Raw genomic sequence first — 12,239 nt, 5'->3', positions numbered from 1 at the left:
GCGGCGACGCGCTGGCGCTCCATGACGTCGCCGCGTCGCCTTCCGAGCCGCAGGCGCTCATCGCGCCCTGGCTCGCGCCGAGCGACGCGGCGATCCGCGTGCTGCTCGGGCCCCAGGACGATTATTTTGCGCATGAGGCGATCGAGGCTTTTCTGAACGCCCGCTGGCGCCTCGGCGCGCGCAGCGACCGCATGGCTTACCGCCTCGAAGGCCCGCCAATCGCGCATCGGCGCGGACATGACATCGTCTCCGATGGGGTGGCGATGGGCGCGATCCAGATTCCGGGCGACGGCATGCCGCTCGCGCTCATGGCCGACCGCCAGCCGACTGGCGGCTATCCGAAAATCGCGACGGTGATCGGAGCCGATCTGGGGCGGCTCGCGCAATTGCGGCCGGGGGAATCGCTGCGTTTCGCGTCCGTGACCTGGGAAGAGGCGGTCGCCGCGCGGCGCGCCTATCGCGCCGCGATCGAGGCGGGCGCCGAACGCGCGCCGCTCATGCGCGATCTGACGAGCGAGTCGCTCCTCGCCGAAAATCTCGTCGGCGGCGTCGTCAGCGCCAAAGACTGATGCAGACGGAGCAATTTATCTCGCCGCGTCATTCCCGGCAGGCCGAAGGCCTGACCGGGAATCCAGAGCGACATCCGAGATCTTCGTCATGATTCTGGATTCCCGATCGCGCGCTTTGCGCGCGTCGGGAATGACATTCGGGCAAGTCGGCGCGAGAGACTAATTATTCCGCAGGCTCCTTGACCTCGGCGACGAGCGCCGCGGGTTCGACCGGCCCCGCGAGCGCCAGGGCGGCGGCTTTCGCCTTCGCCGCTTTGCGCCGCTTCCACCATTTGTAGAGCATCATCCACCAGGGATCGCCGACATGCAGGTGATAGCGCAGCGGCGTCTTGATGATGGCGAGCACAAGGCCGATCGAGAAGAGGCACCAGACCGCCGGCCATTCGTTGATGTTGCTCGTCGTCAGGCTCGCGAGGAACGGGCCGGCGACCCAGGAGAACAGGATGAAGCGCCAGCTTCCATAAAGCGAGGGAATGAAGAAGGACATCACCGGATAGCCGAGATAGCCGCGTCCGAGATAGGCGTTGTCGGCCATGGAGTTGCCGATGCCGTTCGTCGGCAGCAGCCAGGCGATATGCCATTCGCCGCGCACCGTGCAGAGCACGTCGCCGCATAGCGGCCGGCCCAAGGCGCAATGGCCCGCCCAGGAGAAGGGATAGAGCTGGATCAGCATGGCGATGGCGACGACAAAACAGCCGAAATAGGCCCAGGGCGCGATGATCCTGGCGCTGTCCTTGGGCATGAAATAGAGCGCGACGGCGTTAATGAAAAAAGGCTGAAAAGTTATATGGAGATAACCGAACATGGTCATCATCTGATTGAGCGGCGAGTCGCATTGGTCCAGGACCGAATAGGCGACCGCCTGCAACGACTCCATGCTGGCGAAATAAAGAAGGCAGATCCACAGCGCGGGCGGCTCGGGATTTTTTTTCAGCGCCGAATAGGCCGCGCCGGCTATTCCCGTCGCCGCCAATACCGTCGACGCCTCTCCGCTCCAGCACATTGGGGTGTTTCCTCATTATTGTCTGCGACCCGATACACTATCCGCCGGGCGGGTCAAAGTCCCGGCGGGTCGCGCCGTCAGGGCTCGAAGGCGCGCTCCACGGGCGCGAAATCCGCTCCGGCGAGTTCGAAGCCCGCGAATTCGAAGGCGGGCGCGACGGTGCAGCCGACAAGCGTCCAGCCTTGCGGATGCGCACTGAGGCTCCGCGCCGACTGCCAGACGCGCGCCGGGACGATCGCCTGCGGCCGCTCGCCCGCCGTAAGATCAGGGCCGAGGCGCAGGATTTGCGCTTCGGCGTCATCCGTCGAGAGCTTCAGTTCAAGGCTTGCGCCGGCGTAGAAATGCCAGATTTCGGCGGCGTCGACCCGGTGCCAGGCGGAAATCCGGCCGACGGGCAAGAGATAATAAATCGCCGTCGAGGCGGCGCGCCGGCGGTCGATCAGCACGGCGTCGCGGAAGGTCTCTCGGTAGAAGCCGCCCTCGGGGTGCGGCGCGAGATTGAGGAGCCGCACGACCTCTTCGGCGGAAAGATCCGGGTTCATGCGGCGAAATTATTCTTGCGTTCGCGCATTTCGGAAAAGACCGCGAGCGGATTGGCGTTTCCCATGCCCATGGCGGCCTTCACGCGCGCGTCGTCGACGCGCAGGAAAGGATTGGTCGCGTTCTCCAGCGCGATGGTCGTCGGCAAGGTGAATCTTCCCTCGCGCCGCAACGCGACGACATTGTCCGCGCGTTCGCGCAGCGCCGGATTGTCGGGATCGACGGTGAGCGCAAATCTGGCGTTGGCCTGCGTATATTCATGGCCGCAATAGATGCGGGTCTCGGGGGGAAGATGAGCGAGCTTTTCGAGCGAGCGCCGCATCATCTCCATCGTGCCCTCGAAGACGCGCCCGCACCCCAGCGAAAACAGCGTATCGCCGACGAAGAGAACGCCGTCCTTCGCGAAATGATAGGCGATATGGCCGAGCGTATGGCCGGGCGTTTCGATGACGCGCGCGCGCGTGGCGCCGACCTCAACGACATCGCCGTCTTCGACGGCCGCATCGAGCGGCGGCAGGCGGTGCGCGTCCTTGGCGGCGCCGATGATCTTCATTTGCGGAAAGCGCTCCTTGAGCGTCCGCGCGCCTTGCACATGGTCGGCGTGATGATGCGTCAGCAGCAGATGCGTCAAGGGCCAGCCGCGCCGGTCCGCCTCGCGCGCGATGGCGTCGCCGTCGGGCGCGTCGACGCTCGCCGTCGCGCCGGTTTCGGAGTCATGCGCGATGAGGCCGAAATTATCGTTGAGGCAGATGAACTGCGCGACGTCCAAACCCATGGGCCCTCCCGGAGCGAGCCTCCATCATAACGCCTGACGCAAGAAGGCGATAGGCGCGCGCGCTTTTGCGCTGGCGTAACGCGGCCGGGCGTCTTGCGCCGCCAACCGATTGCGTCGATGATCGCGCCATGCTGGACGTCGTCGATCTAAGAGCCTTTTACGACACTCCTTTGGGCCAGGTGGCGCGCCGGCTGGTGTCGCGGCTGCTGCGCAGCCGTTGGGAGGACCATGCCGGCCTTTGCGTGCTCGGCCTTGGCTACGCCACGCCCTATCTCGACGATTTTCGCGAGAAAGCGCAGCGGGTTCTCGCCTTCATGCCGGCGACGCAGGGGGTGGTGCATTGGCCGCTCGACGGCCGCTCGGCCTCGGCGCTCGTCGAACCGTCGATGACCCCGCTTCCCGACGCCAGCATGGACCGGATTCTGCTCGTCCATGCGTTGGAGATCGACGAGCATCCGCGCGATCTGATCGAGGAAGTCTGGCGCATTCTGTCGCCTGGCGGGCGCCTTATTATCATCGCGCCGAGCCGCACCGGCCTTTGGGCGCGGGTGGACACGACCCCCTTTGGCCAGGGCCATCCCTATTCGCGCGGCCAGTTGCAGGAGCTTTTGCAGCAGACGCAATTCCTGCCGGTGTTCTGGGGCGAGGCGCTTTATGTGCCGCCGTTCCAACGCGTCTCCTTCTTAAGCTCGGCGCCGGCGTTCGAGCGCATCGCCGGCCGCTTCTCGCTCCCGGGCGGCGGCGTGCATGTGGTGGAGGCGACGAAGCAGCTTTACCGCCCGGTCGCGCGCCGCGCCGTGCGCCGCGTCCCGATCGAGCTCGATCCGGCGCTGGAGCCGGCGGGCGCCGAAGCGGGTCTGGAGGGCGTTTAGGAAATCAGCGCCGGGCGAAGGCGACTTTCACGCCGAAGGATTGCGCCAGGAAAAGGCCGCCATGGACGAGCCCGGTCTCGTCGATGCCATGGCCGATATGCGCCGAGAGATGCCATTGCGCCGGGACGCCCTGTTCGGCGAGGGCGTTGGCGGACATCATCAGCGCCTCGACCGGAATCACCTCATCTTCTTCGCCATGGGCGAGCAAAATCGCCGGCGGCTTTTCGTAAGGGGAGGGCGCTTCGCCGGCGTGCCCCGGCCCTGTGACGAGAATGCCTGAATAGCCGAGAATCGCGCGCGGGGGCCGGTTGCGGCGCAGGCCCGTATGCAACGCCATCATCGTGCCCTGGCTGAAGCCCACGAGAGCGAGCGCGCTGTCGTCGAATCCGCGTTTGGCGAGTTCGGCGTCGAGAAAGGCGTCGAGCGTCGGCTTGGCGGCGACGCAGCCGCGCCAGCGCTCCTCGGTGTCGCGCATGGTGAGGGGAAACCATTGCCGTCCCATGGGCGAGGCGGCGCAGCGGTCGGGCGCGTGGGGCGCGACGAAATCGGCGTCGGGGAGAAAGGCGCGCCATTGGCGGCCGATCTCGATGAGATCGGCGCCGTCGGCGCCGTAGCCGTGCAGAAAGACGACGAGCTGTCTCGGTTTGCCGGATTTCGCCTGAACTCTCGGACCGTCGATCGTCGCCATGCGCATCTTCCTCGTTCGTTTGAGGAAAAGCTTATGCGCGAAGGCTTGCGGCGGCGCAACGGCCCCGGCCGGCTACATTGTTTTGGCGAAAAAGGCGACGATTTTATACGCGTAGATGCAGGCCGCGGCGAGCGTTCCGTGCTTCACCATCGTCATGGCGATATAAATATGGTCCGGCCTCATCAACAACCCTCTTAGTCGCGCGCAAACGCTGCGCGCAGGCGATCGCTTCCGCTGCGACGGTCAAGACGGAGACGTGTGCGTTGAGCATTTTCGCGCGGCCTGCGTCTCGGACAGGCTCCGCAAGAGGCGCGCCATGCGCCGCCAATCCGACGAGATTGCGTCGCTTCGCCGCAGCCTGCAGCGCGTAACGAGCGTTTAATCCAATCGTCGAGCGCAGGTATCCGCGCGGCCGCCGTGGGTCAAGCGCCGCGCCTTGCGAATCCCCGCTTCGCGACAATATGTCGCCTGACGCGCCGGGCGCGAAACGGCGCGCCGTTCGCCCTGGCGGATCCGCGCGAGGGCGCGAAATAACGCCTCGAAGCGCGAGCGCGCCACAAGTCCGCCATGAGATCGGTCTCGACGGAAACGGCGCGCGTTTTTATCTCGAGCGATCCTGTCTAAGGAGTGCGGCAATGGCCAAGATTTTTATTCTCGCCGGCGCGCTGCTCATCGGCGTCGGGCTTGTTTGGATGGTCGGCGAGCGATGGGGGCTGGGACGTTTGCCGGGCGACATCGCCATCGAGCGCGGCAATTTGCGCATCTATCTGCCGCTTGGAACGTCGCTGCTGCTCAGCCTGATCGCGAGCCTGCTGTTCTGGCTGTTCGGCCGATAAGGCGCTTTGACAAATCGACGCAAGCCCCGTTCAAATGCCGCAAAAAAAAGGAGGCGCGCTTGCCGGCGTTTTTTAAACATCTCTCCGTGATGGAAATGGCGGCCTTGTTTTGCGGCGGCTTTCTGGTCCTGACGTGGATCGGGGTCGTTCTGCATCACGGCTTCGTGCGGAACTGGCTCCATGGCCGGCGCAGCGCCAATGAGATGATCGGCCTCACGCTGGCGGCCTTTTCGACGATCTACGGCATTCTGCTCGGTCTGCTCGCGGTCGAGGCCTATCAAGATTTCTCGAACGTCGGGGACATTGTCTCGAAGGAAGCTTCCACCCTCGCGGCGCTCCATCACGACTTCGAGGGCTATCCGCGGCCAACGCGCGACGAGCTGCAGGAGAAGTTGCGCCAATATGCGCGCGAAGCCGTCGACGCCGTGCATCCGGCCCCCGACAAGCCGAAGGAGTCTCTTTCAGTGTCGCCGCGATTGATGGCGCTCTTTGCGCAGGTCATGGAGTTTCAGCCGACGCGAAAGAGCGAGGAGGCCGTTCAGACCGAGACCTTCACTCGGCTGAATACGCTCGTCGAACATCGCCGCTATCTGATCGCCGCCGACGACGCCGGCATACCGCCGCAGCTATGGCATGTCGTCTGTCTCGGCTCTCTCCTGCTGCTCGGATTAATGTGCCTCTTCGACATGGACCTTCATGTCCATCTCATTCTCAGCGGCGCGATGGCGCTGTTTCTGGGCTCGGTCGTCTTTCTCATCGTCGCGCTCGACAATCCCTTCAACGGAGGGATAACGGTCAGTTCGGAGCCCATCGAATCGGCGGTCGGACTATTGACCACGGAACGGTGAGCGAAAGGTCGCTTCTGGCGTTCCGCAGCCCATGAAAATCGCGCTATTCCTTGCTCGTGCGCCGCGCGACTTCGCTTTTGAGCCATTTCCATAGGTCGATGACGCGCGGCTTCGCCCATTCGAAGAAAGCCTTGCCCCATTTCAAGGCGAGGCAAACCGCTGTTTTCGTCAATTCGACCGCGCGGTCGAACCAGGGCAATAGCGCGCTGTCGGGCGGGATTTTCGCCCGCGCCCAGGCGATCCAGTCGCTGAGGATCTGCGAAACCGCGCCGCATAAGACGCCCCAAGGATCTTCAACCGGCGCGTGTTCCGCCGCATCGCGAAAACGGGCCAATTCCGCGGCGATCTCGGCCCTCTTGCGGCGCTCTTCGTCGAGCTGGCGCGAAAGCTCGCTGGCGTGCGTCGCTTCCTGCTCCGCGTGATGCTCGCTCGCCTCCGCCTTCTTGGCGTTGCGCTGCGCCTCCAGCAGATCGGCGGCGATTTCTCGACTCGACTCGTCGACTTGGAGCGCCATGCCTTCAAATTGGGAAAGCAGTTTGTCGCGCTGCTCGGTCACATCCCGCAGGAGAGCGAGCAATTCTTCGCGCCCCAGTTTTTCGCGCTCAAGGTCAGCGCCGGCCTTGAGACGGGGATTGTCGGACAATTTCACCTCCAAGCGATTCTCTCGCCAGTCACACGCCGCGACTTGCGAGAGCAAAGTTACCCGATGCGACCAGAATTGTCAGATAAGGCGACGGAGATTGCCGTCCATGTATGGCGAGCGTGTGTATGGCGGTTCGGCTTGAATTCGCTTTACGTCAGAAGCCGACTTGGGCGCGCCTGTTTTGTGGGGACCTGATCGGACATGGCCCAGGTCCGATCGACTTTCAAGATTCCAGGCGCCGGCAAAAGCGCGCGCCGCCCGCCGCTCTTGCCAGAACGCCGGAAAAAGCGCCAAATTTCTCCCGCTCGGGATTTATCCGGGCGGTCCGGGTTCACATGATCGGGGCGCTTCGGGGGGCTCCATGCGCTACGCGGATTGCTATCCATCGTTTCAAAGCTTGCGCTTATGGTCGAGGCCGCCACGCAATCCCTTGAGCTTGCTCAAGGGGCGTAAGAGGGGTGGCGGATTCTTGAGCCCGATCTTGCATGGCGCGGTCGCCGTATCGATGGCGATCGCGGCCGCGACCGGCGGTTCCGCGGTCGCGGCCGAGCAAAGCGTAACGCCCCTCGCGGCGAATGATTGCGAAGCGATCGCCGGGAAGATCGGCGAGGCTGCAAAAATTCCGGTGACGACGAAGACGGGGCGGCCGGATTTCCTCACCAGCATTCGCGGAAACGCCTGCCTGATATCGGGAACGGCGACCGGCCTGAAGGCGAAATTTCTTGACGATGTTCAGAAGCGCCTCGATGCGACGCTGGCGGACTGGACATATATTCCCGATTTCGACGCCGACGGTCCCGACAGCACGGTCAAGGGCTTCTCCAAGGGATCGCAGCGCCTCGTCTATGCGCTCGAGACCCGTCCCCCCAACGGAACCTGCGGCGACGCGCCGATCGGCGACTGCAAGGTTCCCCGCCAACGCTGGACATGGAGCCTCAAGGTCGCTGCGTTCGTTCAATAGCGGATCGAGCGCGACGCCGCGTTGTTCGACGAGAAAAGGAAGAACGGATGATCGTTGGATCCGAAATCGTGCGGCGTGCGGCCGTCTGTTATTGCTGCGCGGCGATCCTGTCGGGCGCGGCCGGGCCGGCGTCCGCCCAAGAAGACGAAAAGGCGACTCCTAAGGATCGCGCCGCGGTGGCGACATGTCTGAAACTCGCCGTCGAGGCCGACAAGAAGCGCCAGGCCCAGGATACGGCGGCGCGGGAGGCGGCCGTCCCGCCCAAGGAAGAAAAAATAGACGCCGCCGGCTGGATTGCCGCGCTGGCCGCGAAGCCGGCGCGAATCAATCGTTCGAGCTGTATCGGCGTCGTCAGCGACCCCTGCCAGGACGTTCCCGACAACGGGTCGACAATGGGCCTCGCGGAGTGCGCGCGGCGCGAACTGAGAGTCTGGGAAGAACGTCTCAACGCCGCCTACAAAGCGTGGATGGCTAAGTGCGGCGGCGCCTCGATCTGCGCAGGGCGCCGCAAGCTCGAGCGGGCATGGCTCGCCTATCGGGACGAACTCTGCGCAAGGCAAGAGCCGAGCGGGACGATCGCGATCATAGAAGGCAGCGAGTGCATGAAGAGCGCGACCGCGGAGCAAGCGATCTGGCTCGAGCAGCAGATCGCAGACTCGAACGGCGGATGACGCGTCTTGCGGTCGCTCGGAAAGACGTCGCTCGGCGCTCGGGACGAAAATCGGCTTCTCGCTGGCCGGGGCGAGGCGCCCGTCGGCTCGGAATGGCGGTCCCGAAGGGATTCGAACCCCTGACCTTCGGTTTAGGAAACCGCTGCTCTATCCTGCTGAGCTACGGGACCGCGCGCGTCCCTCTCTAGCATAGCGCGCGCATTTGAAAAATTCCGCCGCGCGCCTTTGGGCTGGGGCCGGCGGGGAGGGGCCCATGTTCGAATCCGCGCGGCTGCCGCACGCCATGACCAAGGAGGATTTCGCTCTCTTCGAGACGAAGCTGCGCGAAAGCCTGCTCAACGCCCAATTCGAACTCGCCGAGCAAAAACGCGCGGCGACCGTTGTCCTCATCAACGGCTCGGACGGCGCCGGCAAGGGCGAGGTCGTCAATCGCCTCTATGACTGGCTCGACGATCATTTCGTCGAGACGCTTTCCTATGGGCCGCCGACGGACGAGGAGCGGGCGCGGCCCGGCGCTTGGCGCTATTGGCGCGACGTGCCGCCCAAGGGGCGGATCGGCCTCGTGCTCGGCTCGTGGCATCACCGGGCGCTGCGCAATCGCGCCCTCGGCCGGCTCGATCGGGTCGCCTACGGCAACACGCTGGAGGAGATGAACCGCGTCGAGGAAATGTTGCGCCTCGAGGGCGTGTATCTTTTGAAAATCTGGCTCTATCTCGACGATCGCGAAGCCCGCCGCCGCCTCGCCGGCCTACGGCAGGCCGACGGCGCCATGCGCCGCCCCGTCGTGCTCGAATGGGAGGAGATCGACACCGCCAAGGAGCGCGCGCGCCTCAACGAAGCGGCGCTCGAAATGATCGAAATGACCTCGACAGGGGACGCGCCCTGGGCCGTCGTGCCGGCGGACGACCCGCATTATCGCGACGCGGCGGTCGGCGATCTGCTGTTGCAGACATTGGCCCGCGCCTCTTCGACCGCGCAGGCGATCGCCGCGCGAACCCTCGCCGTGGCCGCGCCCGATCTTGCCCTGCCGCGCCCGAGCGTCGCCTCCGCGCTCGATCTCACGCAAAAGGCCGATCCCGACGCCTATGGCGCGGAATTGCGCGCGCTGCAGCGCCGGCTCACCGCCGCGACGACGGCGAAATCCTTCCGCGACAAGGGGCTCGTGCTCGTTTTCGAGGGCAATGACGCCGCGGGCAAGGGCGGCGCCATCCGCCGCGTGCGCGAGGCGCTCGATCCCCGCCGCTTCCGCGTTCATGGCGTCGCGGCGCCGACCGACGAAGAGCGCGCGCGGCCGTATCTCTGGCGCTTCTGGCGCAATATTCCGCGCCGGGGGGACGTGGCGATTTTCGATCGAAGCTGGTACGGGCGCGTGCTCGTCGAGCGCGTCGAAGGCTTCGCCTCCCGGGACGATTGGATGCGCGCCTATCAGGAGATCAACGATTTCGAGCGGCAGTTGCATGAGGCGGGCTATATCGTCGTGAAGCTCTGGCTCGCCATTTCGCAGGACGAGCAGTTGCGGCGTTTCGAGGATCGCGAGGCGAAACCCTTTAAGCGCTACAAGCTCACGCCGGACGACTGGCGCAATCGCGAGAAATGGGCGCTCTACGAACAGGCGACGACCGACATGGTCGACCGCACGAGTTCGCGTCACGCGCCCTGGACGCTGATCGAGGCGAACGACAAGAAATTCGCGCGGCTGAAAGTCTTGCGCGCCATCGTCGAGCGGCTGGAGAAGTAGCGAGGTGCGCTGGTCGCGGTCATTCCCGATCAGGCCTTCGGCGCGTCGGGAATGACGCGACAAGCAGGCAAATGAACTGCATTGCTCGTCAGGGAATATTCCGCGCCACCTCTTCGAGCTGCGTGATGCATATGCCCCAGCCGTCGAAGAATCCTAGTTCCTCGTGACGCTGGCGCTCGGCGTCGTCCTTGTGCATGACGCGCGCGACATAGCGCGTGCCGGCGCCTTCGTCTTCCATGGTCACGATCGCCGTAAAGGCCATCCAGGGCGACGCAGGACGCCAGCCGCCCTTCAACATCGAAGTAAAGACGATCCGTTCCTGCGGCGCTATGTCGAGAAAGCAGCCCGGATTGTCGCTCTCGCCGCCGTCGGGTCCGCTCATGAAAGTATGAAAGGCGCCGCCGGGCCGGAGTTCGAAAGCGCGCAGTTCAGTCTTCCAGGGTCGCGGGCACCACCATTCCTGGAGCAGCGCCGGATCGGTCCACGCCTTCCAAACGCGGGCGCGCGGGGCGTTCACAAAGCGGGAAATTTCCAGATCGAGCCTTTGATCAGTCATTTTTTTCCTCACCCTTTTGCAAGAAGGCGTCCAATCGATCGAAACGCGCCTCCCAATGGGCGCGTTGCTGGGCGAGCCAAGCCTGCGCGACGTCCAGCCGTTTCGGCTGGATGCGGCAGGTGCGCACGCGCCCAACCTTTCGGCTTGTCACGAGCCCGCTCTGTTCGAGCAACTGCAAATGCTGAACGACCGCGGGCAGCGATCTTTTCAGCGGCTTGGCCAATTCGCTGACGCTCGCCGGCCCATGCGCAAGGCGTTCGACGATCGCCCGCCGCGTCGGATCGGCGAGCGCCGTGAACATGAGATCGAGCTTCGCCGAATGCTTAGGCATTCGTTTAAGTATCGCGACCCGCCGGCGCGCGCAAGAAAAAACTTAAATGATGCCTTAAGCGTTGTGGCGCGGCCCGTAAAAAGCCATGCTGGTCGCGCCGAATATTGAAGAGGCGCTTAAAGAGGGCGCTCCTGGAGACGCCGTTCCCAGGCGAGCGCCTGGCGCACGATCTCGTCGAGATCGTCAAATTGCGGCGTCCAGCCGAGCGCCGCGCGGATGCGGTCGTTGGCGGCGACGATCGCCGCCGGGTCGCCCGGCCGACGCGCCGCATATTCGACCGGGAAATCGACGCCCGAGACGCGCTTCACCGACTCTATGACTTCGAGAACCGAAAAGCCCCGCGCATAGCCGCAATTGGCGGTGAGATTGGCGCCGCCGGCGCGCAGATAGCGCAGGGCGTCGAGATGGGCGCGGGCGAGATCGGTGACCTGGACATAGTCGCGCAGACAAGAGCCGTCCGGCGTCGGATAATCCGTTCCGAAGACTTCCAGCTTGGGGCGCAGCCCGATGGCGGTTTGCGCCGCGACCTTGATGAGATGCGTCGCCCTCGCCGACGATTGTCCGGAGCGTCCCTTCGGATCGGCGCCGGCGACGTTGAAATAGCGCAGCGCCACATAAGAAAGGCCATGCGCGCGCGCCGTATCCTCCAGCATCCATTCGACCATGAGCTTGGAGCGCCCGTAAGGCGAGACGGGTTTTAAAGGCTCATCCTCCGTCACCGGCTGGCGCAGCGGATCGCCATAGACGGCGGCGGTCGAGGAGAATATGAAGCGCGTCACGCCGGTCTTCACCGCGCTCGCGAGCAGCGTGCGCGCTTTCGCCGTATTGTTGAGATAATAGCCGAGCGGATCGGCGACGGAGTCGGGCACGACGATCTTCGCCGCGAAATGGATGATCTCGTCCACGTCATGGCTGGCGATGGTCTCGGCGAGAAGGCTGTCGTCGCCGAAATCGCCGACGACGAGCGGAACGCCGGCGGGAACCGCCCAGCGGAACCCGGTCGAAAGATCGTCGATGACGACGACGCTTTCGCCGGCGTCGAGGAGTTCGAGAACCGTATGACTGCCGATATAGCCCGCGCCGCCCGTCACCAGAACCGTCATCGTCGCCTCGCCCGATCCTCTCCGCGTCCTTACCCGAAATTGACGCCGCAAACCTAAGATTTGCGTCCGTCCCGCTTATCCGCTACCGCCGGGGCGGCGTGGCAT

General features: G+C 64.6%; 14 protein-coding genes, 1 tRNA gene and 1 pseudogene. 7 read left to right on the top strand and 9 right to left on the bottom strand.

What is annotated here, in order from left to right:
- Positions 1-569: pseudogene (locus tag V3H18_RS04115) on the top strand (biotin-dependent carboxyltransferase family protein); the annotation flags it as partial.
- A gap of 163 nt (positions 570-732) precedes the next feature.
- Here the strand turns inward: V3H18_RS04115 and V3H18_RS04110 are convergent.
- From V3H18_RS04110 to gloB, 3 genes are all read right to left on the bottom strand, one after another.
- Positions 733-1,572: a DUF5765 domain-containing protein gene (locus tag V3H18_RS04110; RefSeq protein WP_332080641.1), complete on the bottom strand. Its 840-nt coding sequence runs from the start codon at positions 1,570-1,572 to the stop codon at positions 733-735.
- A 77-nt stretch (positions 1,573-1,649) separates the two neighbouring features.
- Entirely contained in the window at positions 1,650-2,114 is a 465-nt protein-coding gene (locus tag V3H18_RS04105) for a cupin domain-containing protein (protein ID WP_332080640.1), read from the bottom strand.
- Positions 2,111-2,887, bottom strand: a complete 777-nt coding sequence (gene gloB / locus V3H18_RS04100) for a hydroxyacylglutathione hydrolase (RefSeq protein WP_332080639.1) — start codon at positions 2,885-2,887, stop codon at positions 2,111-2,113. Before gloB ends, V3H18_RS04105 begins: the two co-directional genes overlap by 4 nt.
- A 128-nt stretch (positions 2,888-3,015) precedes the next feature.
- Between gloB and V3H18_RS04095 the strand changes: the two genes are divergently transcribed.
- Entirely contained in the window at positions 3,016-3,759 is a 744-nt protein-coding gene (locus V3H18_RS04095) for a class I SAM-dependent methyltransferase (protein WP_332080638.1), read from the top strand.
- Between the two features lie 4 nt (positions 3,760-3,763).
- On the opposite strand, the gene V3H18_RS04090 is transcribed toward V3H18_RS04095, so the two are convergent.
- Positions 3,764-4,447 (bottom strand): alpha/beta hydrolase, encoded by a 684-nt coding sequence (locus tag V3H18_RS04090; RefSeq protein ID WP_332080637.1) that lies wholly within the window; start codon positions 4,445-4,447, stop codon positions 3,764-3,766.
- Positions 4,448-5,082: 635 nt separating this feature from the next.
- Between V3H18_RS04090 and V3H18_RS04085 the strand changes: the two genes are divergently transcribed.
- Together V3H18_RS04085 and V3H18_RS04080 are read left to right on the top strand one after the other, a co-directional pair.
- Positions 5,083-5,283, top strand: coding sequence for a DUF2905 domain-containing protein (locus tag V3H18_RS04085; protein ID WP_332080636.1), 201 nt, complete (start codon positions 5,083-5,085; stop codon positions 5,281-5,283).
- A 59-nt stretch (positions 5,284-5,342) separates the two neighbouring features.
- Entirely contained in the window at positions 5,343-6,131 is a 789-nt protein-coding gene (locus V3H18_RS04080; RefSeq protein WP_332080635.1) for a bestrophin-like domain, read from the top strand.
- Positions 6,132-6,174: 43 nt separating this feature from the next.
- Here the strand turns inward: V3H18_RS04080 and V3H18_RS04075 are convergent, their stop codons facing one another.
- On the bottom strand, positions 6,175-6,774 hold the full coding sequence (locus V3H18_RS04075) for a hypothetical protein (protein ID WP_332080634.1): 600 nt from the start codon (positions 6,772-6,774) through the stop codon (positions 6,175-6,177).
- Positions 6,775-7,243: 469 nt separating this feature from the next.
- On the opposite strand from V3H18_RS04075, the gene V3H18_RS04070 reads away from it, so the two are divergent.
- Positions 7,244-7,735: a hypothetical protein gene (locus tag V3H18_RS04070; protein WP_332080633.1), complete on the top strand. Its 492-nt coding sequence runs from the start codon at positions 7,244-7,246 to the stop codon at positions 7,733-7,735.
- A 47-nt stretch (positions 7,736-7,782) separates the two neighbouring features.
- On the top strand, positions 7,783-8,406 hold the full coding sequence (locus V3H18_RS04065) for a lysozyme inhibitor LprI family protein (RefSeq protein ID WP_332080632.1): 624 nt from the start codon (positions 7,783-7,785) through the stop codon (positions 8,404-8,406).
- A 93-nt stretch (positions 8,407-8,499) separates the two neighbouring features.
- Here V3H18_RS04065 and V3H18_RS04060 read toward each other — a convergent pair.
- Positions 8,500-8,576, bottom strand: a tRNA-Arg gene (locus tag V3H18_RS04060).
- Positions 8,577-8,659: 83 nt separating this feature from the next.
- On the opposite strand from V3H18_RS04060, the gene pap reads away from it, so the two are divergent.
- Positions 8,660-10,144 carry a polyphosphate:AMP phosphotransferase gene (pap, locus tag V3H18_RS04055; RefSeq protein WP_332080631.1) on the top strand — a complete coding sequence of 495 codons (1,485 nt, stop codon included), beginning with the start codon at positions 8,660-8,662 and terminating at the stop codon, positions 10,142-10,144.
- A gap of 88 nt (positions 10,145-10,232) precedes the next feature.
- On the opposite strand, the gene V3H18_RS04050 is transcribed toward pap, so the two are convergent.
- The 3 genes from V3H18_RS04050 to galE form a co-directional block, all read right to left on the bottom strand.
- A complete protein-coding gene (locus V3H18_RS04050) occupies positions 10,233-10,700 on the bottom strand; it encodes an SRPBCC family protein (protein ID WP_332080630.1) in 468 nt (155 codons plus the stop codon).
- Positions 10,693-11,031 (bottom strand): ArsR/SmtB family transcription factor, encoded by a 339-nt coding sequence (locus V3H18_RS04045; RefSeq protein WP_332080629.1) that lies wholly within the window; start codon positions 11,029-11,031, stop codon positions 10,693-10,695. Before V3H18_RS04045 ends, V3H18_RS04050 begins: the two co-directional genes overlap by 8 nt.
- A gap of 116 nt (positions 11,032-11,147) precedes the next feature.
- Entirely contained in the window at positions 11,148-12,134 is a 987-nt protein-coding gene (galE, locus tag V3H18_RS04040) for a UDP-glucose 4-epimerase GalE (protein WP_332080628.1), read from the bottom strand.
- Positions 12,135-12,239: the final 105 nt, after the last annotated feature.

Source organism: Methylocystis borbori (assembly GCF_036576025.1).
Taxonomy (GTDB): domain Bacteria; phylum Pseudomonadota; class Alphaproteobacteria; order Rhizobiales; family Beijerinckiaceae; genus Methylocystis; species Methylocystis borbori.
The sequence above is the reverse complement of the archived record's forward strand: the minus strand, read 5'-3'. Positions and strand labels throughout refer to the sequence as shown.

Coding starts and splice junctions, on each gene's coding strand:
- V3H18_RS04085 (WP_332080636.1), top strand. CDS start 5,083: ATGGCCAAGATTTTTATTCTCGCCGGCGCGCTGCTCATCGGCGTCGGG.
- V3H18_RS04050 (WP_332080630.1), bottom strand. CDS start 10,700: ATGACTGATCAAAGGCTCGATCTGGAAATTTCCCGCTTTGTGAACGCC.
- V3H18_RS04110 (WP_332080641.1), bottom strand. CDS start 1,572: ATGTGCTGGAGCGGAGAGGCGTCGACGGTATTGGCGGCGACGGGAATA.
- V3H18_RS04095 (WP_332080638.1), top strand. CDS start 3,016: ATGCTGGACGTCGTCGATCTAAGAGCCTTTTACGACACTCCTTTGGGC.
- V3H18_RS04090 (WP_332080637.1), bottom strand. CDS start 4,447: ATGGCGACGATCGACGGTCCGAGAGTTCAGGCGAAATCCGGCAAACCG.
- pap (WP_332080631.1), top strand. CDS start 8,660: ATGTTCGAATCCGCGCGGCTGCCGCACGCCATGACCAAGGAGGATTTC.
- V3H18_RS04105 (WP_332080640.1), bottom strand. CDS start 2,114: ATGAACCCGGATCTTTCCGCCGAAGAGGTCGTGCGGCTCCTCAATCTC.
- V3H18_RS04065 (WP_332080632.1), top strand. CDS start 7,783: ATGATCGTTGGATCCGAAATCGTGCGGCGTGCGGCCGTCTGTTATTGC.
- V3H18_RS04045 (WP_332080629.1), bottom strand. CDS start 11,031: ATGCCTAAGCATTCGGCGAAGCTCGATCTCATGTTCACGGCGCTCGCC.
- galE (WP_332080628.1), bottom strand. CDS start 12,134: ATGACGGTTCTGGTGACGGGCGGCGCGGGCTATATCGGCAGTCATACG.
- gloB (WP_332080639.1), bottom strand. CDS start 2,887: ATGGGTTTGGACGTCGCGCAGTTCATCTGCCTCAACGATAATTTCGGC.